Origin of the sequence: Acinetobacter sp. YH12152, assembly GCF_013418285.1 — a bacterium.
GTDB classification, from domain to species: Bacteria; Pseudomonadota; Gammaproteobacteria; order Pseudomonadales; family Moraxellaceae; genus Acinetobacter; species Acinetobacter amyesii.
The window spans coordinates 18,736-44,062 of record NZ_VPCH01000015.1 but is presented as its reverse complement, the minus strand read 5'-3'; the positions used below and the strand labels follow the sequence as shown (position 1 = coordinate 44,062).

The following is a 25,327-nucleotide window of genomic DNA, read 5'->3' as shown; positions in this document are numbered from 1 at the left end:
CCTTAATTATTATTTTGATCAATGAGTTCATCTACATCATAACCATCAATACTTAACCCCCATTCATCATCCATACCTACTAAGATTTGAAGCTTTGAAGGATCAGCCGTTGAAATCTTTCCAGTTCGACCATGCTCATCAATCCCACCGCTGATCACTGCGTTCGTCTCAGGTATAAAAGCTTTGAAACTAAGCTGGCTAAAATCACTCTGCCAAAATAAGTCATACACATCTAATCTATTACTATAAATCGAAGCATTCGGCAGCTGAGGCACTTCATAACTGACTTTACTTCCCCCCACAAAACAATGCTGCCCAGCCTTACTCTCAAATTTACCGCCTGTTGTAGAAAATATGCCATCGCCATTAATTTTTAACTGTGAACCGCCTGCCGTTAGCACAATCTCTTTCGGACTGGTCAATTCAATTTTATCTTCAGTGGAAATAAGCTTAATCACTTTACGGGCTATCGCCTCAATCGCATCATCCTGTGCCTGCAACTCTACTTTGCCCTTAGCCGCATAAGCACTTAGGCCTTTTTGCGCCGCAAATAGGCTTATTTTATCTTGCGCATGATGCACAATATTTTTTTGTGCACTCACATTCACTGAACCTTGTGCACTCTCAGCAATATCCTGCGATGCCTGCATGACAATATCTTCAGGTGTGGTCATTGCAATGCCGTTGGGTGAAGCCAATAACATTAAAGCTTGCCTAAACAGCTTGCCCTGTTCCTGCTGTTTTGGGTCTGAAGAACTTTCTAAATTTTGGCTATAGCTCTCCATAAAGCCTTTCACATGCGCTAAGGCCTTTGTTGGCGTAAAAATTTCTGGCTTGCCAAAGCCACCGCCAATGATCATTTCATCTGGATTGATCTTAATGTCTTCAACAATTTTGCCAATTTCTTTCAACGATTTCAGTGGATCATCTTTGAGCTGTTTTTTAATTTGCGCGACCCGATCCTTCAGCTGATCGGCACCATGTTCTTCAAGCTTTTCAATCACGCCCTTCAAGTTATCAAAAGCTTCCTCAGCATCTTCAAAATAGGCTTTGAACTGCTTCACCGTGCCTTTCACATCTTTAGTAATCGCGCCGATATCTTGAATAAAACCTTTGCAATTTTTTAAAGCATTCAGCGGATCTTCTGCCAAGTCATTTTTAAATAAACCGACTGTTGTGATTAAGGCTTCTGAAGTACTTTTAAGTTCTAAGGACTGAATCAGTTTTGGCAAACGACCTATAACATTCAACGCATCTGTTTGTTGCTTCACGGCAATACTGCTGAGCATTTTCATGCTTTCCTGACCTTGACTCAGCAACGCCTGCGCTTTGGCCGCTTCCAAGTGGTCCGCAATGGCATTTTCCTGCGCATAAGTACTAATCAACATGCCACGACCCGCTCGAACAGCGCCAAAGGCATCCGTGCGCAGCTCAAACCCCTCACCACGGCCATGGCTACTGTCTTGTTCTTTAGGATGGCTGAGATTACCTAAATTCAGCTGTGTCGCCGCATGACTACTTTGTAATTGGGTACTGATCTGCCCCGTCGTGTCATCAAAGCGCAGTTGGTTAAAGCCTGCTCCTGCAACTTCTTGCGAGCGGATACCACTGAGTTTTTTGGTTTCAGGAAGCTGACCTTTGAGGTCAAACATGGTCTGAGATCGCTCAGCCTCATGTATACGTCCTACTACAAAGGGACGATCCACATCTCCCTCAAAAAAGTCGATCACCACAATTTCGCCAATACGAGGATGGAAACGTGCCCCATAACCTTCACCCGCCCATGGAGTCAGTACATCGACCCAAGCCGAGTCACTGTCATTATCATTACTCCCTGCTCCACCATCATGACTATGGTCATCGCTGCGGGTGAACGTAAACCTAACTTTGATACGCCCCCAAGCATCGACATAAATACTTTCACCTTCTGGACCGACCACTTTAGCCCGCTGTGGAAACGCAGGTGGCCGGTGTAATAAAGGATCATATTCAGGCACCACAGAAATTTGCCGACGGACCACATAGAGCTCATTGGCCTGCCGTTCATCCCCTAAAGATAGCCAACGGCTCGCGGCAAGTAACTTTTCTAATTGAACCAAAATATCTTTGGGTAAATTATTTTGGTTATAAAATGCTTTGCCCAATATGAGAAATTCACGATCTGTCGTTTGATGTTGATCGATTTCAGGATGATTTTCTAATTCAAACCAATACCCAACTTGTGCATCCCTTACGCTACTGCTGGCGGTAAAATATTTGGCTTGTAATTCCTGATATTGATTGAGTTGCCGATTCAACTGATCCAATTGCTGTGTATTTGAAGTGGTCGCCTGATCTGCACCTTTAAGGTCAGTTGTCCAAGCCGAACTTACGGTCCAAGCCTGCTCTAAACTTAAGGTTTCATTGTGCTGTTGCTCACTCTGTGCATGGGCGCTTAAGAGCGGATTACTTTGGTCTTGTGCCAAATGTTGAGCTTGCCAACGCTGCGTTTGAATGGTGGTCGATTGTAAAAAGCGTTCTGCCACAAAACTGGTGATCGTGTCTAAACGTTCCGTGGCATGACTCCGATGAAAGCGAATTTTTTTCCGCTCTAAAGCACTATAAGCCTGATTGGTATCAATTAAACGCAGCTGCTGTGCTTGCATCGGTGCAGCCGAAAATGCGACAAATAACTCCGCTTCATCAATTAACCAATTGATCCCTTCACTGCGCCAAAGGCGAGTTAAAAATGCATAATCACTTTCATTCGCCTGCATGGTGAATGGACGCACATCATAAGTACGTGCCAACCCCTCTAAGTTCAGACTTAAACTGGCAGCAAACAACGCACTTTTTTTCTGCCATTCACTAAAAATAATCTCGGTCATCTCCCCAACCGATTTATTCATAAAGACACGGCTGTTACGACGCTTATGCCAGAGTGCTGTGGCATCCTCAATCACCAGCTTATAAACGGTCAATGCACCATCACTTTGACCTTGGCTTGCCCCGGTAATCACCCCAGTCAGGCGACTGAGTTGTCCCAAATCTGTCACTTGATCGACAGCCACTCGGCCGCCTATAAACTGCTTTAAAGCCAAATGTGCATTGGTGGATAGACAAATAATTTCCGCGCGAATGCCTTGATTGATTCGGTGCTGACCCTCAATCCGCTGAATAAAAACTTCGGTGTTTAATGGTTCATTTGAAAAATGAATATGTAGCGCACGTTTCTGTACGCTAAAGCCAAAGTTTTCCACCATGGCGTGAATATTTTTAAGCATTGTTATAAGGAAAATATTTTTTATAAACTTCGCATTTTAGAAAATGATTATTTTTTCGTCCACCTTGTTTTGTAAGTAAATTGTTGAATTCTTCTTTTTGGCTTTTGCATCACTTTAGGATTCAAGAGAATAGGAACGTCAATACTGGATCAATTTTGCTGATCTAACTTTTCGCAGCCGCTGAGATGCTGCTACACTCAAAATGCAACCTATTAAAAATTTTAAGCTCCATGATCACAATTGAATCCAAACTACCTGCACAAGGTGTGACTATTTTTAGCGTCATGAGCGCAATGGCGCAGCGTCTAAATGCACTGAATTTATCTCAAGGTTTTCCTGATTTCCCTGCACCTCCTGCACTGTTAAATGCGCTAAGTGATGCGACGCAACAAGGTTGTAACCAATATGCACCCGGCGATGGACTGATACATTTGCGTGAACAATTGGTCCAACTGTTTGCCCATCGAGACCAATTAAATATTGACCCTCACACCGAAGTGACCATTACCCCGGGTGCAACCATTGGTATTTTTAGTGCCATTCAAGCCGTGGTTCATGCGGATGATGAAGTGATTATTTTTGATCCGAGCTATGATAGTTATGCGCCCAGTGTAAAATTGGTTGGGGCTCATCCCATTCACATTGCCTTAGAGACGCCCCATTTTACTGTGGATTGGAATCGTGTTGCCGCTGCGATTAACGATAAAACCCGGATGATTATTGTCAATACACCGCATAATCCAACAGGTGCTGTTTGGGGGCGTGAGGACTGGCTCAACTTGATTGAACTGATTCGAGATAAAAATATTATTGTGCTGTCGGATGAGGTCTATGAGCATTTAATTTTTGATGGTCGTCAGCATCTATCTGCTTTGTCATTTCCTGAGCTGCGTGAACGCAGTTTTGTCGTGGGTTCATTTGGTAAAACCTTTCACGTCACAGGTTGGAAAACGGGTTATTGCATTGCAGCGCCAGCCTTGATGCAAGTGTTTCGCCAAATCTATCAATTTGCCAATTTCTGCGGTGTTACGCCCGTACAAATGGCACTGGCTAACTTTATGGCAGAACATCCTGAGCACATTGCTGAATTGGCCGATTTTTACCAAGCCAAACGTGACCGTTTCAATGCCGGCTTAAGCCACTCTAGATTTGAGTTGATTCCATCGGCAGGTACCTATTTCCAAAACCTTGATTACAGTGCCATACGCCCAGATTTAAGCGATGTGGAAATGTGTCAGTTGTTGGCAGAGCAACATAAAATCGTGGCGATTCCTGTCTCAGTGTTCTATCAAAAACCGCCGGAAAATTTACGATTATTACGTTTCTGTTTTGCCAAACAAGATGCCACCTTAGATCGAGCTGCAGAGATTCTCTCCGCGGTTTAAAGCCGTATCTGCCCAAACGTTTTTTTAAAACAGACATGTAGAAATAATGAAGCCTTGGTTACTCAAAAACTAAGGCTTTTTTGAATGCCAACATGATAGTGTTATCAGTAACTTAAAATCATAAAAAGCCGCGTCTAGGACCTGAGCATGTCAAAACAACAGTCCCTCGTTACTCAGCAAAATTTATGGAAAACGTTTTTAGTTTTTCTGGTGCCTTTGATCGCCACCAATATTTTGCAGAATTTATCTGGGACCATTAACACCGTTTTTGTCGGTCAGATGCTTGGGGTGCATGCCATTGCAGCCGTTGCGGTATTTTTCCCGATCTTGTTCTGTTTAATGGCTTTTGTGATCGGGCTCTCGGCAGGTGCAACCGTGTTGGTGGGGCAAGCTTGGGGCGCGCAAAACCTTGAAAAAGTTCGTACCGTCGTGGGCTCCACCCTGTTTATGACCTTGATTGGTGGCAGCATCATTGCCTTTTTAGGGGTGATATTTGCCAAGCCCATTTTATTGGCTTTAGGCACAGCCCCAGACGTGATGCATTTATCTTTGCCATATGTGCAATGGATGCTTGCCGGTAGTCCACTACTCTTTATTTATATTATTTACACCTCGATTTTGCGTGGGGTCGGTGACAGTACAACACCGCTGATTGCATCGGGTATGACCATTGGTTCAGGGCTGATTATTACACCCGTGCTGATTGCAGGAAAATTTGGATTTCCAAGTTTAGGTATTATTGCCCCTGCCATTGCCAGTCATATCGGCTTTTTAATTGCCTTGGTGTTTTTATATTTCTACTTAAAAAAGAAAGATCATCCGCTCAAACTCGACTTCGAGTTGATTCGTCATATTCGCCATCAACATGATCTCAGCAAAATTATCTTAAAACTAGGCATTCCTACAGGTATTCAGATGGTCACGACCTCTGTGGCCGGTCTCGTGATTGTCGGTTTAGTTAACCGCCATGGTGCTGATGCCACTGCTGCATATGGCGCGGTCAATCAGGTTTTGAACTATATCCAATTCCCGGCCTTGTCCATCGCGATTGCAGCTTCTATTTTTGCCGCGCAAGCCATCGGTTCGGGTCAATCTGAACTAATTAATCGCGTGAAACGTACGGCCATCGGGATGAATTTCATTATTACTGGCATCTTGGTGGCATTGGGCTATTTATTCTCTAAATATTTAATGGCGCTATTTATTACAGACCCTGAAGTTGTGGTTCTCGGTCAAGAATTGCTGTTCATTGTGCTTTGGTCGATTTTATTTTTTGGTGCCAGTGCGATTTTTGCTTCCATTATGCGGGCCAGTGGAACGGTGACCGTGCCGATGATTATTAATATTATGGCGATTATTTGCATTGAAGTGCCGTGTGCCTACCTATTCAGTGAATGGTGGGGCTTAAAAGGCATTTGGTATGCCTATGCTTTGGCTTTTGTCAGCTTATGTATTTTACAAGGGCTATATTACCAACTGGTATGGAGACGAAAAGCCATCAAAGTATTGCTATAAGGTTCGCTAATAGCGTTCAATGCCAATCCGCAGCTTTGCATCTCAATATGGAAAATCTTGTACGGATCCATGCATAAAGTTTGCCGTTAAACTGCTGTTTATTTTTCAACATTTGGTTTTATATCCTGTTGATTTATCTACACCTAGAACCAATTAAAATTAAAAATTGCATATTTTCAAACAATTACGGTTTGGCATAGATTTTGTTCTTATCCCTTTTATCTTTTAAGAATAATTGGGATGAGAAATTTTTTATGTCTAAACGTCAAATAAAGCTTGGGGCTTTTATTCCAACCACCTCACAGCATGTCGCAGGTTGGCGTCATCCTGAATCTCGCCCACAAGATCATCTCAATATTGATTATGCAATTGAACTGGCAAAAACCGCAGAGCGTGGTCTATTCGATGCCTACTTTCTTGCCGATGGTCTGTCTGTCCGTTGGAGTTCTGCTGTCGAAGGTGAAAAAGGTTTGGGCGATAAAGGCGTCGGCTTTGAACCCGTCACATTGTTTGCAGCCCTTTCGGCAGTGACGCAAAATATTGGCTTTATTGCCACGGCGTCCACGACTTATGAAGACCCTTATATTTTGGCGCGTAAATTTGCTTCTTTAGATCATATTTCTAAAGGTCGTGCTGCATGGAATGTGGTAACGACAGCCTCTGCCGATGCCGCAAAAAACTTTAACATTCAGCAGCACCCTGAACCCAAAGAGCGTTATGAACGTGCCGATGAATTTATTGAGGTGACTCAAAAACTGTGGGACTCATGGGAGGATGATACCTTCCATTACAACAAAGAAACCGGGCAATTTTTTGATGCCCGCAAACAACATCAGCCCAATCATCAAGGTCAATATTATCAGGTACTGGGGGCTCTCAACGTCTCTCGCCCACCGCAAGGCTATCCAGTGATTGTTCAAGCGGGACAGTCTGAAGATGGTCGTGAACTAGCCGGTAAATATGCCGAAGTGATTTTTACAGCACAGCAGAATTTAGCAGATGCGCAAGCCTTTTATCGTGATGTCAAAAACCGCCTAGTGAAGTATGGTCGCCATGCGGATGACCTGAAAATTATGCCGGGCGTTTCGATTTTTGTTGCCAAGACAGAGCAAGAAGCCCAAGAAAAATATGACTTTTTAAATAGTTTAATTCACCCAGAATTGGGTTTAAGTTTATTGTCTGCTTTGGCAGGTGGCATTAATCTGGCCAAATTTGATCTAGATGCCCCTTTCCCGAAAATCGAAGATGCAGACATTAATTTCTCAAGTCGTCAGCAAATGATGATTGATATTGCCCGTAAGCACAATTTTAGTATTTGTCAGCTCTATCAATATATCGCTTCAGCCCGTGGACATTGGACCTTGATTGGTACGCCTGAACAAGTCGTAGATCAACTGCAAGAATGGTTTGAGAATGACGCTGCCGATGGTTTTAATGTCCTACCGCCAACAACACCTGCGGGGTTAAATGATTTTGTCGATCTCATCGTTCCTGAACTGCAACGTCGCGGTCTATTCCGAACGGCTTATGAAGGCAAGACCTTACGAGAAAACTTAGGTTTAAAACGACCTGAAAACCAATATGTTTTAGAAAAAAGACATACCTCCCAAGCCTCATAAACCAACGTTTAATAAAACTGAAAAACAAATGCCCCAACTGGGGCATTTTTATGGACTGATATTAATCCAACTTAAGCGATGATCATACTGACCTATATTTGATAAGCCTAAAAAAGCCCTGAATTCAGGGCTTTTAAAAGTTTAGGTGATGGTCAATTCAGACTTACCATGCAAATTTATAATCGGCAAATCGGTGAGATAAAGGTTCAAGCAACTGATCTTTTACTGGATCACTAAAGTCAGTCAAAATGTCATTTTTAATATTGATCAGACGGACATCTTCGCGTTTACGCGGATGGGCTAAATGAATATCTACAATACGTTTAATTCGTCCCGGATGTGGCTGCATGACCACTACCCGATCACCCAAAAATACCGCTTCTTCGACATCATGGGTGACAATAATCATGGTGATTTTTTCACTTTGCCATATTCGCTGTAATTCATCCTGTAAATTTTGCCGCGTCAATGCATCGAGTGCACCAAAGGGTTCATCAAGCAGTAAAATCTGTGGTCGATTCACCAAACTCCGGGCAATCGCCACACGTTGATTCATCCCACCAGACAACTGCGAAGGATAAGCATCTTTAAATTGGGTTAATTTGACCAACTCTAGATGCTCATCAATCAATACATCTTCTTCTGCACGACTAAACTGACTTTTATGCAAGGCAATCCGTACATTTTCTCTTACCGTCAACCATGGAAACAGGCGATGATCTTGAAACACGATACCACGTTCCAAACTCGTGCCCTGTATAGGCTGACCATCAACCAAAATCTGGCCCTGAAACTGACGCTCTAGACCAACCAATAACCGTAATAATGTGGATTTTCCGCAGCCACTACTTCCCACAATACTGATGAACTCACCCGGCTGAATATTCAGGTTAATGTCCTCAAGTACGGTTAAGTCTTCTTGCTTTTGTGTGGGATAATGTTTCGTTAGCTGCTGAATAGAAACCGAACCAGCTTGTTCTACGCTCATATCATTATTCTCTATTTGTGCTGACAAACTTTGCTGGACTAAACCTTAGAGTTTAGCCAGTGACACTTCCGTCGATTTAATTAACACCACTACCTCTGAACCTACTTTTAAGTCTAAATCCTTCACCGAACGCGTCGTGATCACGGACGTAAAAAAGCCCGCTTTGGTTTCCACATCAATTTCTGAAACCACAGGACCCTCTACGATTTCATTAATCACGCCTTTGAATTGGTTTCGCACATTTACTGAAGTAATCGACATTTTAATTATGCCTTTTGTTATTAAGAGAGCTTTACTATAAAACAGTTCAATCACTTGCTATATCTTGATTTATCCTTTAGTTATCCCGATTTTATTTATCTTAAAATCAGATAAATAATCCACGCATGAATTTATCGGTGAAACTGATATTTAAATATCGAATTATTATTTATCTTTTATTTTTAAATCTTTCATCATGATCTGCATTTTCAACAACTATAAGAAACGATATGTCTATTTTGACCCACCCTGCAGTGCCCTCTGCACTGAAACATAAACGGGCAACAGCAACGGTCTTTGCAGATCCGTTATCGCAAGCGTTGTTGTCTCGAATTGAACAAATTGCACCAAGTGAGGCCAATGCACTCATCATTGGTGATACAGGCACAGGTAAAGAATTGGTTGCACGCCAAATCCACCAATTGAGCCATCGTGCCAAAGGTCCTTTTATCGCGGTCAACTGTGGTGCCTTTACCGAATCATTGGTCGAAAGCGAATTATTTGGACATGAAAAAGGAGCGTTTACAGGGGCAATTAATAGCCGTGTCGGTTGGTTTGAAGCAGCCCATAATGGCACCTTATTTTTAGATGAAATTGGTGATCTGTCCTTACAAATGCAAGTCAAATTACTCCGTGTTTTACAAGAAAGAGAGATCGTTCGAGTCGGCTCCCTCAAATCCATTCCGATTAATGTTCGGATCATTGCCGCAACCAATGTCGATTTGGAGCATGCCGTACAGGACGGGCGTTTCAGGGAAGATTTATTCTACCGCTTACATGTGGCGTTGCTACGTATTCCACGTCTCGCAGAGCGTCGTGGTGACATTTTGCCTTTGGTTAAACACTTCATTCAGGTCTATCAAACCAATCCACATGACACACCATTACGCCTCAGCCAACTGGCTCTCAAAAAACTCAGTTTACATAGCTGGCCGGGCAATATTCGCGAATTAGAAAATACCATTCAACATGCGATTTTAGTCAGTGAAAAAGGCGTAATTGAACCGGAAGATATTAGTTTTTCGAGTATTCAAAGTACATCGTCGTTTTCACGTGCAGAACCGTTTAACTTACAAAATGCCACCTCGGCTGTAGCCAATATCAAGGATATTCAAGATGCTGGACAGTTACTTGAGCAGACCTTTTTACAAATTTTTCAAGCCGCAAATCAACTCAAGCAAGACAATATTAATGAGCTGATTGAAGAAAAATTTATCCGAAGTGCGTATCAACACTGTCAATACAATCAAGTGCATACGGCTCGTTTGCTTGGAGTGACACGCAACGTCATTCGCACTCGCCTAATTAAATATGGCTTATTATAAATAAGTCATATTTTTATTTTCTCCACATTAAAATAATAATCCATACAAAAATGATAAATAAATATTCATCCACATTATTTTTTATTCATTGCATTATTTTAAATATAAAAAATCAGCAATAAAAAAACCTCGGTATATCCCGAGGTTTTTTTATTTTTCTATTTCGTCTAGATTATTCCACGGGGTTACGTTTCCACGCTGTGAAGTATTTCTCTAGACCAATCAAGAAGTAGTTAAAGGATAAGCCTACAAGAGTAATGACTAAAATCCCCACAAACATTTGTGGAATTTCAAAGCTGAACTGCGAATAAATAATCAGATACCCCAGACCTGCTTTGGCACCAAACATTTCTACTGCCACTAAGGCCAAAATCGAAATCGCCCCTGCTAGACGGATACCGACAAAAATCGTGGGTACGGATGCAGGTAGAATCACTTTTCGGAACAATTGATAGGGTTTTAAGCCCATGGTTCGTGCCGATTTAATCAGTAAAGGATCGACTGTTTGTACGCCTGTAATGGTGTTCAATAAAATCGGCCATGTGCATGCATACACCAACAAACTGATTTTTGAGGTTTCACCAATGCCTAAAAATAAGATGAACAACGGCATTAACGCCAGTGCTGTGGTATTACGAAACAGTTCTAACAATGGATTTAAGGTTTCAGCCACGAGCTTGTACCAACCAATGATGAGACCCAAAGGAATGGCGATCGCTAGGGCCAAAATGAAACCAATAATGGAACGCTTTATACTGGCCAAGAAATGGATGCCTAATTGCCCGCTTTGATATAGCTGCCATGTGGTTTCCAACACCACAGATAACGGCGGCAAAAAGGCTGGATTGACCACACCACTACGCGGCAGAATCTCCCACAGCAGGAAAAAAGCCACGATGGCAATGGTGCGTTTAAAGACCGTGTTTAACCATGTGAACTGTAGTCGGGGTTTAATGTCGTTATAGGTTTGCGTATAACTGATGGCTTGTTTAGTCGATGACATAAATAAATCCTCTGAATATTTTAGTTATGTGCAAGCTGTTTATGTTTTTCGAAGGCTTGCGCTTTTATCACTTCTTCACTGAGCAATGACCAAATTTTGTGGCGAATTCGGCCATATTCAGGCAATGAACGGACATCTTCACTAGAACTGCGCAGGCTTTGCGGAATTTCAATCACTTCCTTAATCCGCCCCGGTCTTGATGTCATAATCGCCACACGCTGACTCAGATAAATCGCTTCATCAATACTGTGAGTAATAAAAACGATGGTTTTTTTCGAGCTTTTCCAGATATTGATCAACTCGGCTTGCAAGGTTTCTCGGGTTTGCGCATCCAAGGCAGCAAAGGGCTCATCCATTAATAAAATTTCTGGTTCATAAGCCAAACTTCGGGCAATCGCAACCCGCTGCTTCATCCCGCCGGAAAGCTCATTTGGATAATGCTTTTCAAAGCCACTTAAGCCTACAAGCTGCAAATAGTATTCGGCTTTTTCACGGCGTTCTTTTTTTGCTACGCCTTTGGCTTCTAGACCAAATTCAATATTTTCCAGTGCGGTTAACCATGGATAGAGCGCATATTGCTGGAACACAATGCCACGGTCTAAACCCGGTTGAGTAATCTGCTTGCCACTCAGTAAAATCTGCCCTGCCGAAGGTTTGGTTAAACCCGCAATTAAGTCTAATAATGTAGATTTTCCGCAGCCACTTGGCCCCACGATTGAAACAAATTCACCCGGCTGAATATCCAAAGTGACATTTTCTACGGCAACAAATTCAGGCTTATAGTTTTTACTGCCGACATGGTTTTGTGCAGGAAATACCTTACGCACGTGATCTAAATGTAATGCACTGGTCATTGTTATATTCCTTTTGATTTTTGGTCGTTCGCATAGGGATTAAATTCATTGCTATAGATGCGACTGACCTCAATTTGATTTGGTTTTAATTTGTGTTCTTTTTCTAAGGCACTCACCCATGGGGCAAAATCCTGATCTTTTTGCACACCACCCACTTCGTGGACACCTGTGCCTGTGTAATATGGAATCAGTGCTGTATTTTCATTGCGTTGACGTTTTTCAATAATGCTTTCCATACGGGCAATGATTTGCTCTTTCGGCGTGTTGTGTAGCCATTCCTGAGCTTTGGCCACGCCACTGACAAAAGTACGAGCCAACTCAGGATGCGCTTGAATAAACTCTCCACGCATCGAAAAACTGCCTGCGGTAAAGGGCCCGTATAAATCAATATCTTTAAAGATGCTACGTACACCACCATGTTTTAAGGCCCGTTTTTCCAAAATGCCTGAGAACACCGCAATATCAATTTGACCATTCCGTAGAGCTTGTTCTGAGCTCACTGGTGGCAACATAATCAGCTCAACTTGTCGGATTTCATCGTCAGTTAAGCCATGACGAGCCAAATAGTCTTTCACCACAAAGTCATAATGTGCCCCGTAGGCATTCACTGCGACTTTCTTGCCAATAAAGTCTCGTGGGCCACGTATAGGACTATTTTCTAGCACATAGAAACCCACGTTTTGTTCAGCATCACTGCCATAAGATGCGACGACTGGGACCACATCTAGACCCGCGGCAATAACTTTCACCACAGCGCCATTAAAGGCTCCAGCGAAATCAACATCTCCTGCCACCAAGGTGAGTAAATCTTGTGGCCCACCTTGTACTGTGCCGACATAACTGAGTTTAATGTCGCCTAAATAGCCCAAGTCTTGTGCCAACTCAGGCAAAGACACCAGTCCCGGATAGCTTTGATATCGGAGTTCTTTTAAAGCCATTTGCTGAGGTTCATCCACTTGCTGCGTGCTGCAACCCACCAAGGCTGTGCCACCGACCAAGGCAGCTAAAAATAGGCTACGCCAGAGTTGAGGAATGTTATGGATTGTCATTTTTTTCATTGTTATGTTCTCCTATCCAACCTGCTGCCAAGCTAAAACTTTACGTTCAACCCAAGTCAGTACCGTATTGAGCAACACGCCCACAGCACCAATCAGCAACATGCCAAAAATAATCAGTTCGACATCAAAAGCCTGACGCCCTTGAATCACGATATTGCCCAGACCATTGCCATAGTTCGCCAATAAAAATTCAGAGCCAATAGTGGCAAGCCATGCGAAAATCAGCCCAAGTTGTAAACCGACAAAAATCTGAGCCGAAGCGCCGGGCAAAATCAATTTACGAAACGCGTAGGCCTTGGGAAATTGATAGACTTCGGCCACTTCACGATATTTATGCGAAATACTGCTCACACCTTCAAAGGTGTGTAGCGCCACGGGATAAAACACCGATAAGGTAATAAACAGCACTTTGGCGCCGTGTCCCTCACCTAAAAAGGTCGAAATTAGTGGCAACCATGCAAACAGCGAAATTTGACGCAATACATGAAAGCTCGGTGCAAATAACCAATTCGAAAGGCGTGAACTCGCGATCAAGATCCCAAACAACACACCTGCTATCGCACCTATGCCATAGCCAATAAAATTACGTGCCAAACTTTCGGCAAAGCCTGTCAAAAAGCTCGGTTGTTGAAGCACGATCACAGCTTTTTGCAGCACGAGCCATGGACTAGGAATCAACTTTGGATCGACCCAGTTTTGCTGTGAAGCCACAGCCCACAGTGCGATAAATGCCACAGGTAGAACGAGTGCTTTTGCTGTTTTAACTAAGACTTGGCGCGCTGCCGCGTTTAATGAAAGGATGCTCATGGGTTGCCTCCTACTCGGGTTGCGTGAAAGCGTGCCGTTTTTTCTAACCAAGCCAGCAAGGTATCTAAGACATAGCCCGTAATACCAATCATGATGATCGCCATGAAGATCAAGTCCATCTGCATTAGCTGACGTCCCCACACCATGAGATAACCAATTCCTTCACTACTCGCTAATAATTCGACAAAAACCAATGCCAACCACGCCTGGATAATGCCTTGACGTAAACCACTGATCACACTGGGTAGTGCAGCTGGGAAAATCACTTCTTTGAGTTTCTGCCAATTGCTGTATTGGTAAACCTCTGCCACTTCCATCAAACTATTCGGCACATGAGTAATGCCCTTATAGGTTGCAATCAACAGCGGTGGTAACACAGCCAATGAAATAGCGGCAATCTTCAAAGCCTCATCGATGCCTAAGAAAATCATCAATAATGGAATCCAGCCAACTATGGGAAATTGCGCAACAAGATTCACCGTCGGAAAAATAAAGTCCCGACTACGCTTTGCTAATCCCAACACAGTACCAAGCAAAATCCCGACACTGGCACCAAGCAAGACACTCCATAAAATACGTTTGGCACTGATGGCAAAATGAAAACTCAATTCACCGCTTTGCCATAATTCGACTGTGCTTTGCCACACCAGACTCGGTGCAGGTAAAATCTGCTCAGGCAACCACTGTTTAAGTGTTGCCACATACCATAGACCGAACAACAAAACTGGCATCAGGAGTCCACACGCCACTTGCAAAGTTAGTTTTAAATAGGTCTTAAAAAAATCCAACGCACTTCGGTCACTTTGCAAGGGAACCGAATGTGCAGATACATCCGTAAGGCTCATAATTCTTGTCCTTTTACGCTCTGTTCTGAGACATCAGGTTTTAAAAATTGAATAAATTCCTGATCTTTGCTGATCAAAATAATCAGACCAATAAACACCAGCCCGATCGGTAAAAATAAATTTTGTAGTCCAACCTGTGCGCCAAATACGGCGCCTATCAAGCCACCCAACAGCCCACCCGAAGGTCCGACGAGGGCTAAAATTGGAGAAATCTTAGCCATCGCAGTTTGCTCACCGACTCGGGCGAAAGACATAAAATTGGCGATATGCAACATACCGAGTCCAAGTCCAAACATGACCGAAGCAGGCCACATCAACAGCGTGATTTTGCTTAAGGCTAAAATCAGTAATGCCGTTGCCATCAGGCTTAAGCCAATTAAATAAAACTTTTGATAACCCATCAGCTCAGCCAAACCACCCATGCTAAATAGCGAACCCACAAAGACAATGCCTTGTACGGTCAGCAGCATCACTGCCATCGGCTCTGAAAGTGCAAAACTTTGGATAGCGATCACGACAATGAAAAAGCCAAAGTAGTTATTTGCCACGCTGCTCAAAAATTCCAATATGCAAACAATCCGCAGTGAGGCATGGGTTTTGATGAGTGCCAAAGGCGCCACAATATCCCGCCATTGAAAATGCGGGCGATTCGTCACTTGCTGAGTGCTACGTTGAAAGCACCACGGAGCCAACAGCAAGGTGCCTAAAAAAAGCAAAGACACCACATAAAAACTTCCTCCATAGCCGAAATGCTCGATCAACAACACACTCAGCGCAGGTGCAATCAGGAAATAGCCCATCATGTGCGAACCACGAAACCACCCCGCACGGGCTGGACCTAAACGCTTTAAATTGCTTAGAAAAACGGTATTGATCGAAACAAAACGCATAGGTAAGACAAAACTCACCAAGGCAGTCACCGCAAAGAGATACCATGCACCTGCTTTGAGTGGCGTTAAGCTATAGACCACAGCACCCAACACACTGCCGATGCAGAATATTTTCAAAGATCCAAAGCGCTGTACCAACGCGCCAATCGGCAATGCCATGATCAAAATGCCAAAATTTTGCGCTGCAGAAATTAACCCCAATTGCAATTCGGTGGCTTCTAAATGCACGGCATACAAGGAAATTAAAACTCGTGCGACACCTACACCCAGTCCAGCCAAAATCGTGAGCAGCACAAAACTGCTCATAAATTTGGTGGTTAATGGACTGGCAATTACATTGCTTTCAATCGGACGACTCATGGCTGCGACTTACTTCGGTTGACCTTGAGCATTAAATTGGCGCCAGTAACCCTCTAACTTCAGCTCTTTCAAGGCATTATTTAGATACTTAGGCTCATACCATGTTTTGGTATCGACATCACGACGTATTAAGCGAGCGTCTTTGGCAATTTTTAAAGCACTATCAATTTGTGAACGGTGGAATTCATCGAGTAGCGGTGTAGTACGGTCCTTTAAATTCCAGCCATCCCACGTTTTTTGATAATCCACCAACGGAATGCCACTTTGTGCCCAAAGTTTATATTGCGCACTACGATTAGCTTCTTGAGAACTCCACTGCGCTTGTTTAATCAGTGTCGTCACGACACGTTGCACTACCTCTGGATATTGTTTTTCAAAACTTTCTGTCACCCAAAAGTGCGCAATCGGCGCAACTTTGGGATCTTTAATTTCTAGTAATGTTTTCGCCACACCACGCGCTTGCAAACTAAACGGTGAAGTAATCGTGGCATCAATATCACCTGTCGCTAACGCGGTACGCGCCGAATAGGCATCTTGCGAAATCACTCGTAAATCGCGCTCAGTTAAATTGTATTTTGCTAATACACGGTTAAAGACGATCTGACCATTGGTGCCTTTAAAGACGGAGAATTTTTTGCCTTTGAGATCTGCAAAGGATTTGGCATTAGAGCCGGCAGGCACCACCACATAAGTTGGGCCAAAACGCCCTGTTGAAAACAACACTTTGGTTTTTAATCCCGTCGAACGTCCAACCAATGAGGGCAAATCGCCATGCAATGCAAAGTCAACTTTGCCATTGGCTAAAGCTTCATTGGTTGCAGGGCCTGCTCCTGGGAAGAACAGCCAATTCACCTTAATGCCATCTTTTTTAAATTCTTGTTCGAGCACACCTCGTAAATGTGCTGTAGCTACAAAACTACCGCCCACTTTGGGTTTACCCCCCTCACCCGCGCCTGATACAGAAATACGAATTTCTTTGGGATTGGTAGCATGCAATTGAACGCTTAAACCAAGTGCTGAAAGTGCCAAGAATGTGGCTGCGATTTTTTTAGAGATAATTTTCATTTTAAATGTTCCTTAATGGTTTAAATATTTGAATTAAAAGGTGTACTGAACCTGAGCTTGCAGCTCATTGGTGTCTTTTTGATTTGCCGTTTCGACATCAAACAGATAGTGATTCAGCTGTAATTGGAATTTTGTGGTTTGCGCAAAAAATAGGTTTAAACCCAAAGAGTGAATGTCATATTCACCAATACGACCGCTCGCGGTATCGAGATAGCTTGCGTTGTTTTTATTCGGGTTATAGCGGTCAAAACGGTAATAACCTTGGACTGACTTCGGCCAGAAATCATCAAATTTGGCGTTGGATTTAATACTGTTGTAGAACTGATCACCCAAGGTGTAGAAAGCGGTAAAAGTATGCCCTTCCGCTTTGGCTTCTTTGATGTCTTGGGCTACGGTATCAACATAATCGGTCTTGCCTTGCAGATATTCATAGGTCACGCCAAATGGGGCATGGTTATAATAAATATCGAAACCCAAACGATCACGTTTTGCAGCATCATCAGTGATTCCGCCGGCTGAAATTTTCGATTCACCTTTGATATAAGAGGCCCCAAACTTCAACTCACGGAAAATGCTGGCGTAGTCCACTGGCAAGGTAAAAGCCACACGACCGATATAATCTTTGCCGTTGTTGTCATCTGCCTTATTACTGGCGTTCCCATTGGTCACCCCTAAGGCATACTCAAACAGCGGCGCACGGTAGTTCGATGCAAAGTCGACAAAAGGTTGGGCATCCCCACGGACGATAAATCCATTTTGACGATTAAACAGTCCTAAAAAGGTCGAAGCTGCAGCGGTACTAATGGTCGGACGCAAATCTTCAGGAGACTGCACATCTAGACCAAAGGGCAATAACTGCTGACCGAGTGTAAAGTTGAGTTTGGCAGTTTCAGGGCCCGCATTGGTGGCAAAAGCGTTATAGCGAACAAAGGCATCTAGTAAGTTAAAGTTACTGTTATTGGTGCCATCATTGCGTTTGCCATAACCAAAGGACAATTGATAGTCGAGGTTTTTGCCTTCGTTATAATCACGGAATAAATTCCCGCGTACACCGATCAGCGCAGTCCCAATATCAAATGTCGATTTGGTTGCACCTAAGACACCCATTTCATCGAGCGCACTGGCACGTAGTTGAACCGTGCCATACAGGGTTGTGTCACGGGTCGATTTGGTGGTTTGACGTTCATATTGACGTGACTGATCGTACTTATAGTTTTCAATATCTGCACGTAAGCCGTCGATATCTTCGGATGTTGCTGTGGTCACTTCTGCAACCTGCGTTTCACCTTCAACATCAGCGGCGTTGCTCGTATCTTCTGTCGTCACAGTGGCCGTTTCGACGACTTGGCTTTTCGTCGTACCAGATTCCACTGCATTTAAGCGTTTTTGCAAACTCTCAATTTGTTGTTTTAAGCTGCTCAGTTCTTGCTGAAGTGCTTCATCCGAAGCAAAACTCAGCTGACTGGTTGCGGATAAAATCAGTCCGACCGCAACGGTTAATGTGGTTTTTTTCATGATTTGGTTTCACTAACATTTTTCCCAAAGCGCAAAATCCCCCAACCCCATGCAAGGTGCATGAAGTGAATGTACTGCGTGGGTTTTTTTAAAATTAATCTGAGTGGTCGTAGGTTTTATTCAACTTATGCACGACCGAAACTCGAAGACAGCTTTTAGAATTTAAGCGCGCATCATCGCGAGTGTCATAGCACAACAACATGCCTGTTGCAGGACACGAAAAGCAGAAAGATATCGATGCGTAAAAGTACTCATAAATGTTCCATACAGTGGTGAGTTTTGTTCACTCTAATATGGCAACAACTGTGCCAACATTTTAAGTTATTATTTTTTAAAGTTTTATTATTTAAACCCGATAAATCCTGTTGGTTTTAACACCTAAAAACTGTTGGTTATTCAACAGTTGCTTATTTCAAATCATCAGATATCTCCATTTTTATATCTCATTTTATGAAATAATAAATACGCCTTGGGCTTTCCTTCGGGCATAAAAAAACCCACTGACGTGGGCTCTTTTCAATTGATTTTAATTACCGCTTATTGACCAAATTTAGTCGCCATGGCAGTTAATTTTTGATAACCCGTCGGTAGCAAACGTTGAATTAAATCAATCACTTTTGCATCATTACCAATCAATAAACGGCGCTTATCTTTTTGTACTGCTTCAATGATTTGACGAGCCGCTTCTTCAGGTGGACAACGCAAGAATTTATTAAACGACTGTGCCGATTTTTGTGGGTTCATGCCTAAACTTTTCAAGCTGTCATTCATTTTTGCGGCATTGGCAATATTGGTACGAATCCCGCCCGGATGTACACATAGCGCACTCACGCCACAGTTTTCAATATCCAATTCTTGGCGTAAAGATTCGGTAAAGCCACGTACTGCAAATTTAGTGGCATTATATGCCGACTGTGTTGGCTGTGCTGTTAAGCCAAACAAGCTGGAAATATTGATGATATGACCTTCACCACTTTGCTTGATATACGGTAAAAACTCCTTAGTGCCATAAACCACACCCCAGAAGTTAATATTAACAATCCACTCCAGCTCTTCGTAGCTTGCGCCTTCAACGGTCGTGCCCAATGCCACACCCGCATTGTTAAAAATCATATTCACCGAACCATGATCTTTAACGGTTTGCGCTGCCCATGCTTTCATTCCTGCAAGGTCTGACACATCGAGTTTTTGCGTGGTTACACGTACATTGCTGGCTTTCACTAAGTCTACGGTTGCCGCTAGACCCTGTTCATTCACATCGCTTAAAGACAGATGACAGCCTTGTTTCGCCAAAAGCACTGCCAATTGCTGACCAATACCTGAACCTGCACCTGTAATGGCAGCCACTTTATTTTTGAAGTTTTTCATTGTGATTCCTTATTCCTTTATGCTGCCGCTTGGCTTTATCACAGCGTGATCTCATTTGCCAATGTGTGCAGTTCGTCGACTTAATATAGTTTTGACAATACATATTGTCAATGTCATCTTAGGACGTGCTAAGCTGTTGAAATCGCCAATGCTTAAACATAGGTTTAAACTGAAATTATTGCTAAAATAAGACAAAATTCTGCTTTAGTTCAGCGTATATTTTCATGACAGATGCAACAAATCACACAGAACAACAACAGGCAAAAAATGTGAAGGAACGTCAATTTAAAGGGCTTTCTCTCAGTGAACGTAAGCAAGCGCGACGTGAAAAACTGATTGAAGCCGGTATAGAAGCTTATGGAACACATGGCTTTTTTTCAGTGACTGTGAAAGATATTTGTTTGGAAGCCAAGCTGACCGAACGCTATTTTTATGAATCATTTAAGAAAAGTGAGCAACTGTTCCAAACCATTTTTTTAAAATTAATCGATGAACTGCAACAAAACGTGATGCAAGCCATCATGCAAGCATCCACCGATTCTAAAAAAATGATTGAAGCGGGTTTAACCGCCTTACTGTTAACCTTAAAAAATAATCCACGTATGGCGCGCATCATTTACATCGATGCCATGTTGGTACAAGAGCTACATAACCAAGCCACGATTAATGAAACCATGATGCGCTTTGACCGTATGATTCATGCCTTTGTCATGCTCATGATGCCGAATATTGATCGTTCAGAACGCGAAATTTCAATGGTCGCAACAGGTCTCAATGGTTATGTCACCCAAATCGCGATTCGCTGGGTCATGAGTGGTTATAAACAACCGATTGACGAAGTTTTATCGTCATGTAGCGTGGTCTTTTTGGCCTTGTTGGATGCTTTTTCTGAAAAACCCAGGAAATAAATTCTGAGCTCAACACTGATCTTTACAATTTTTTGAATGATTTTTTTGTGACAACAACATGATGCAAAGCCCATGTTGTTGAATATTTCAGGATTTAAATTGTCACAATTTCTTTCTAAACCCCAATGAAAGATCATTTTTGCAATGATACTGTCATAATTAATCTTTGTAATAAGCCTGTCATAAATATAAAACGGTCTACCGTTTACATAAAATAGGGTATTGCGCTGTGAAAGATGACTATATTTTAATCGTCGACGACGAACTCCCGATTCGGGAAATGATCCATACTTCACTGGATATGGCTGGTTTTCAATGTCAGCAAGCTGAAGATGCCAAACAAGCGCACCAAATGATTGTGGATCAGCGTCCTGCACTGGTTTTATTGGATTGGATGATGCCTGGTGGCGTGAGTGGTGTAGACCTATGTCGTCGTTTAAAACGCGATGAAAATTTGTCAGAGATTCCAGTCATCATGCTCACTGCGCGCGGTGAAGAAGACCATAAAGTTCAAGGTCTAGACGCGGGCGCAGATGACTACATGACCAAACCCTTTTCCACCCGTGAGTTGGTGTCACGCATTAAAGCGGTGCTACGTCGCTCAAATGCATTGGGTGGTGAAAAAACCATTGATGCCAATGGCTTAATCCTCGATCCAGTCAGCCAACGTGTCAGCTTTGGCAACACCATTTTAGATATGGGACCAACTGAATATCGTCTATTGGCCTTTTTCATGACTCATCCTGAACGTGCCTATACCCGTGCTCAATTATTAGATCAGGTTTGGGGTGGAAACGTGTATATTGAGGACCGTACCATTGACGTTCATATTCGTCGTTTGCGTAAAGTTCTTGAACCTTTCCAAGCCGATCGTTATGTGCAAACTGTTCGTGGCACAGGTTACCGTTTCTCTACCCGTGCAGACGCTGTGATGGGTTAGTCATTTTAGGTCTTTAATTTTCTATGTACGAACCGTATCCCGTCCCTGAACTTGCCAGTGAACATAAAAAATTCCGTTACAGCAGTTTATGGACTTTTGCCAAGCAGGATTTAAGACTGCTGGCATTTTTCCTGCTCATTGCTGCACTCATCGGCTTTGGTATCGGGTACTTATGGATCTGCATCTTAATTGCCTTTGCAGTGTTCTTTGCATTGCAAATGCGTTCACTGTACTTGGTCAACGAATGGATTTCAAACCGTCCCTATGATGTCCCGCCGAATTTAGACGGCATTTGGGGGGCTTTGCTCTTTAATGTATACCGTGCGCAGCGCCAAGAACGCATCGTACAAGCTGAAATGGTCGGCCTAATTGACCGCGCTCAATCTTCCTTGGTGGCACTTGCTGAAGCGGTGGTATTGATTGATGAATTACACCAAATCGAATGGTGGAACCCTGCCGCAGAAAAGCTTTTGGGGATTCAACAGCTCGATCAAGGGCGCAATATTTTAAGTATTTTAAGACAGCCCAGTTTTATCGAATACTTTACCAATATCGATTTAGCACCCGATGGTTTGAAAATGAAATCATCGGTACTTGAAGACCATTATGTGCAAGTGAAATTGACCCGTTTTGGTCGCGAAAGTCGATTACTGGTGGCCTATGACGTCACACGTATGCATAACCTTGAGCAGATGCGTAAAGACTTTGTCGATAATATTTCACATGAGCTACGCACACCGCTCACGGTTTTAAGTGGTTATATCGAAACCTTTACCGATCAGGAAGATTTAAATCCACGCTGGAAACGCGCATTCGATCAAATGCAGTCTCAAACCCGCCGTATGAATGCTTTGGTTAATGACTTGTTATTATTATCTCGTCTGGAAAATGATAAAAAAGTTGCTAAAAATCAAATCATTGAAATGCCCAGCCTAATGAACCAACTATATGACGATGCACATGCTTACAATGTGGATTATGGACATACACTGAATCTCGAGATTGATAGTCACTGTGACCTGATCGGATCAGATATGGAATTGGCGAGTGCCTTTAGCAACCTCATCACCAATGCGATTAAATACACCCCCAAAGGCGGTACTGTGACCATTGGATGGCATGATGATGGTACGCATGGTTATTTTACTGTTGAAGATACCGGTATCGGGATTGACCCGAAACACTTACCCCGTTTGACGGAACGTTTTTATCGTGTGGACAGCGCCCGTAGCCGCCAAACGGGGGGCACAGGTTTAGGTCTTGCCATTGTAAAACACGTTTTAATGCAACATCAGGCACACCTTGAAATTGAGTCCAAAGAAAATCGTGGCTCACTGTTTAAGGTGGTCTTCCCTAAAGAACGCTTGTATCACGTGAGCTAAGCAGAATCATCCCGCCGGTCTTGCTGTGCTTCCAACTGTTGTTCTTGTTGTTTGGCACGGCGATATGCAGGACGCTGTTGCATCCGTTGTAAGAAAGCCTGAATTTGTGGATATCGCCCTTGCGTTCGGGTCATGACGGCTTCTAATGGAAACGTCATCTGAATATCCGCAAAGCTAAACGGTCCCGCAAAATATTCATTTTCCGCTAAATGGTTTTCTAAAAACTCGATATTTTCTTTTAAGCGAGGTCGTACAAAACCTTTTTTGACCCCATCACAAATGCGATTAGCTACGGGTTTGATGACCCAAGGTACATGTCGTGGCACATTGCTCATGACCAACTGCATCACCAACAACGGCATTAGAGAACCTTCGGCATAATGCATCCAAAAGCGATATTGTTGTTTTGAATGTTCCGCCTTGGCTGCAAAAAAATCATGCCGATCATACTTCTCTTGTAAATACTCCAAGATCGCTGCAGATTCTACCAAGACCAGTCCATCATCCTGCAATATGGGCGACTTCCCTAAAGGATGGATGGCTTTAAGCTCAGGGGGAGCAGACAAATTTGGCTGGCGCAGATAAAACTGAACCTGATAATCCAGTCCTAATTCCTGCATTGCCCATAAAATACGAAATGAACGAGATTTTTCTAGATGATGTAGCACCCGCATGGGTTCATCTCCTATTAAGGTGTTTACTGTTGCCGTTGCGACGATACCCATAATGACTCCCTCATGGTTATGCCGCACCATTTTCACCACAGGTACGGCTGTTCATTTTTATTTTTAAGTTAACGTGATGGACGCATTTTATCAGGGAAAGCCGGTGCTTCTAGTCGTGGACCATCATAGTCTGGAATAGAGCCAAAGCGTTCGTCCTGATTAATCCACTGCTCACGGGCAATATTCAATTCTTCTTGTGTGCGCCCCACAAAATTCCACCACAGCAGAATCGGTGATTCAAAAGGTTCACCTCCTAATAATAAAACACGGCCACCTGCATGTAGGTCAATTTTGACTTGGGTTAAGCCCGGCTCAAGTACCACCATATTGTCTTCATTTAGCTCGTGACCATTGATACTGGCAGTCCCTTCGAGGGCCATAAAGCCATATTCAAATTTTGGATTGAGCGGCAAGACGGTACTTTGACTTTCCGAACTACGCAGATCGACACCCAATAATTCACTATGTACTTTTACCGGCGATTTAGTCTGTAAAAATTCACCGACCAAGACCGTCAATTCAATCCCGTCTTGTGTCACCACAGGCAATTCTGGGTAATGGTCAAACTGGGGCGCCATATTGATTTTGTCATCTGGCAATGCAATCCAAAGCTGCGCAGCATGCATTTGTGTTTCAGACTCTGGAGCAACCTCAGTATGCGAAATACCATAACCCGCTGTCATGAGATTGACTTGTTTGGGCTGAATTAACTGATGTGTGCCCAAACTGTCGGTATGCATCATGGTGCCATCAATCATCCATGTAAATGTTTGCAAACCAATATGTGGATGCGGCCCAACATCTAAGCCATCACCTTGAGGAAAATGCACTGGACCGGCATGGTCAAGGAAACACCATGCACCAATCATCCGTTTATGCCGACTCGGTAAAGCACGTTTTATCACTGTGCCTTGACCAATTTCAGCACGGCGCAGTGGAAATTCTTGAATGAACTGATTGACGTATTTTTCACAATCGTCGGAATGAGATATTTCTGTGTAATTGGTATTGGTCATATTCTTACCCTAAATTTGGCTAAGCCGATGCAAGGACTATCGGCTAGACCTATGCATTTTTTTCCATTATATCTGCATTAACTCAATCTTCTTCAGCTGTCATTAATACGCTGAATCACAGAGATAGGACAATCGTTTTTTTGTTGCCTAATATGACATATAGCATAACAGTTATCGATGCTTCTTTAGACAAACCCAATGCAAAATTACTTGTTAAAATCACGTGAAATGTAAA

General features: G+C 43.1%; 21 protein-coding genes. 7 read left to right on the top strand and 14 right to left on the bottom strand.

All coding sequences use genetic code 11. The features are described from left to right. Positions 1-2 precede the first annotated feature (2 nt). The gene (locus FTU83_RS06750; RefSeq protein WP_180035135.1) at positions 3-3,263 is read right to left on the bottom strand and encodes a type VI secretion system Vgr family protein; all 3,261 of its coding nucleotides are present in this window, start codon (positions 3,261-3,263) and stop codon (positions 3-5) included. A 230-nt stretch (positions 3,264-3,493) separates the two neighbouring features. Between FTU83_RS06750 and FTU83_RS06745 the strand changes: the two genes are divergently transcribed. The 3 genes from FTU83_RS06745 to FTU83_RS06735 all read left to right on the top strand — a co-directional run bounded on the left by FTU83_RS06745 (position 3,494) and on the right by FTU83_RS06735 (position 7,782). Then, the gene (locus FTU83_RS06745) at positions 3,494-4,648 is read left to right on the top strand and encodes a methionine aminotransferase (protein WP_180035134.1); all 1,155 of its coding nucleotides are present in this window, start codon (positions 3,494-3,496) and stop codon (positions 4,646-4,648) included. A gap of 147 nt (positions 4,649-4,795) precedes the next feature. Further along, positions 4,796-6,163, top strand: a complete 1,368-nt coding sequence (locus FTU83_RS06740; RefSeq protein WP_180035133.1) for an MATE family efflux transporter — start codon at positions 4,796-4,798, stop codon at positions 6,161-6,163. Between the two features lie 254 nt (positions 6,164-6,417). Further along, entirely contained in the window at positions 6,418-7,782 is a 1,365-nt protein-coding gene (locus FTU83_RS06735) for an LLM class flavin-dependent oxidoreductase (protein ID WP_180105971.1), read from the top strand. A 163-nt stretch (positions 7,783-7,945) separates the two neighbouring features. Here FTU83_RS06735 and FTU83_RS06730 read toward each other — a convergent pair whose 3' ends face one another. Both FTU83_RS06730 and FTU83_RS06725 read right to left on the bottom strand, forming a co-directional pair. Continuing rightward, positions 7,946-8,770, bottom strand: a complete 825-nt coding sequence (locus tag FTU83_RS06730; protein ID WP_180035131.1) for an ABC transporter ATP-binding protein — start codon at positions 8,768-8,770, stop codon at positions 7,946-7,948. A 45-nt stretch (positions 8,771-8,815) separates the two neighbouring features. Beyond that, positions 8,816-9,031, bottom strand: coding sequence for a molybdopterin-binding protein (locus FTU83_RS06725; RefSeq protein WP_180105970.1), 216 nt, complete (start codon positions 9,029-9,031; stop codon positions 8,816-8,818). A 230-nt stretch (positions 9,032-9,261) separates the two neighbouring features. Between FTU83_RS06725 and FTU83_RS06720 the strand changes: the two genes are divergently transcribed. Beyond that, positions 9,262-10,356 carry a sigma-54-dependent Fis family transcriptional regulator gene (locus tag FTU83_RS06720; RefSeq protein WP_168378817.1) on the top strand — a complete coding sequence of 365 codons (1,095 nt, stop codon included), beginning with the start codon at positions 9,262-9,264 and terminating at the stop codon, positions 10,354-10,356. A 172-nt stretch (positions 10,357-10,528) separates the two neighbouring features. Here FTU83_RS06720 and FTU83_RS06715 read toward each other — a convergent pair whose 3' ends face one another. From FTU83_RS06715 to FTU83_RS06675, 9 genes are all read right to left on the bottom strand, one after another. Then, positions 10,529-11,359: an ABC transporter permease gene (locus FTU83_RS06715; RefSeq protein ID WP_168378818.1), complete on the bottom strand. Its 831-nt coding sequence runs from the start codon at positions 11,357-11,359 to the stop codon at positions 10,529-10,531. A gap of 20 nt (positions 11,360-11,379) precedes the next feature. After that, positions 11,380-12,213 (bottom strand): ABC transporter ATP-binding protein, encoded by an 834-nt coding sequence (locus FTU83_RS06710; protein WP_180059670.1) that lies wholly within the window; start codon positions 12,211-12,213, stop codon positions 11,380-11,382. 2 nt (positions 12,214-12,215) lie between these two features. Next, entirely contained in the window at positions 12,216-13,271 is a 1,056-nt protein-coding gene (locus tag FTU83_RS06705) for an ABC transporter substrate-binding protein (RefSeq protein WP_257222539.1), read from the bottom strand. A gap of 12 nt (positions 13,272-13,283) precedes the next feature. Then, on the bottom strand, positions 13,284-14,078 hold the full coding sequence (locus tag FTU83_RS06700) for an ABC transporter permease (protein WP_180105969.1): 795 nt from the start codon (positions 14,076-14,078) through the stop codon (positions 13,284-13,286). Next, complete coding sequence (locus tag FTU83_RS06695) at positions 14,075-14,923, bottom strand: ABC transporter permease (RefSeq protein WP_180105968.1); 849 nt, start codon at positions 14,921-14,923, stop codon at positions 14,075-14,077. The genes FTU83_RS06700 and FTU83_RS06695 overlap by 4 nt, the downstream gene beginning before the upstream one ends. Next, on the bottom strand, positions 14,920-16,173 hold the full coding sequence (locus FTU83_RS06690; protein ID WP_180105967.1) for an MFS transporter: 1,254 nt from the start codon (positions 16,171-16,173) through the stop codon (positions 14,920-14,922). Before FTU83_RS06690 ends, FTU83_RS06695 begins: the two co-directional genes overlap by 4 nt. Positions 16,174-16,182: 9 nt before the next feature. Then, positions 16,183-17,238: an ABC transporter substrate-binding protein gene (locus FTU83_RS06685; RefSeq protein WP_180105966.1), complete on the bottom strand. Its 1,056-nt coding sequence runs from the start codon at positions 17,236-17,238 to the stop codon at positions 16,183-16,185. A gap of 33 nt (positions 17,239-17,271) precedes the next feature. Continuing rightward, positions 17,272-18,753, bottom strand: coding sequence for a carbohydrate porin (locus tag FTU83_RS06680; RefSeq protein WP_180105965.1), 1,482 nt, complete (start codon positions 18,751-18,753; stop codon positions 17,272-17,274). A gap of 537 nt (positions 18,754-19,290) precedes the next feature. Continuing rightward, a complete protein-coding gene (locus FTU83_RS06675) occupies positions 19,291-20,121 on the bottom strand; it encodes an SDR family oxidoreductase (RefSeq protein ID WP_180105964.1) in 831 nt (276 codons plus the stop codon). Between the two features lie 224 nt (positions 20,122-20,345). Here FTU83_RS06675 and FTU83_RS06670 point away from each other — a divergent pair, with 224 nt between their 5' ends. The 3 genes from FTU83_RS06670 to phoR all read left to right on the top strand — a co-directional run bounded on the left by FTU83_RS06670 (position 20,346) and on the right by phoR (position 23,351). Beyond that, positions 20,346-21,029, top strand: a complete 684-nt coding sequence (locus FTU83_RS06670) for a TetR/AcrR family transcriptional regulator (RefSeq protein WP_180105963.1) — start codon at positions 20,346-20,348, stop codon at positions 21,027-21,029. 229 nt (positions 21,030-21,258) lie between these two features. Beyond that, positions 21,259-21,969, top strand: a complete 711-nt coding sequence (gene phoB, locus FTU83_RS06665; RefSeq protein WP_078191504.1) for a phosphate regulon transcriptional regulator PhoB — start codon at positions 21,259-21,261, stop codon at positions 21,967-21,969. Positions 21,970-21,992: 23 nt separating this feature from the next. Beyond that, positions 21,993-23,351 carry a phosphate regulon sensor histidine kinase PhoR gene (phoR, locus tag FTU83_RS06660; RefSeq protein WP_078191505.1) on the top strand — a complete coding sequence of 453 codons (1,359 nt, stop codon included), beginning with the start codon at positions 21,993-21,995 and terminating at the stop codon, positions 23,349-23,351. Here phoR and FTU83_RS06655 read toward each other — a convergent pair. Next, positions 23,348-24,025, bottom strand: coding sequence for a glutathione S-transferase family protein (locus FTU83_RS06655; protein WP_180063309.1), 678 nt, complete (start codon positions 24,023-24,025; stop codon positions 23,348-23,350). The genes phoR and FTU83_RS06655 overlap by 4 nt on opposite strands. 119 nt (positions 24,026-24,144) lie before the next feature. Continuing rightward, positions 24,145-25,092, bottom strand: coding sequence for a pirin family protein (locus FTU83_RS06650; RefSeq protein ID WP_078194052.1), 948 nt, complete (start codon positions 25,090-25,092; stop codon positions 24,145-24,147). Positions 25,093-25,327 lie beyond the last annotated feature (235 nt).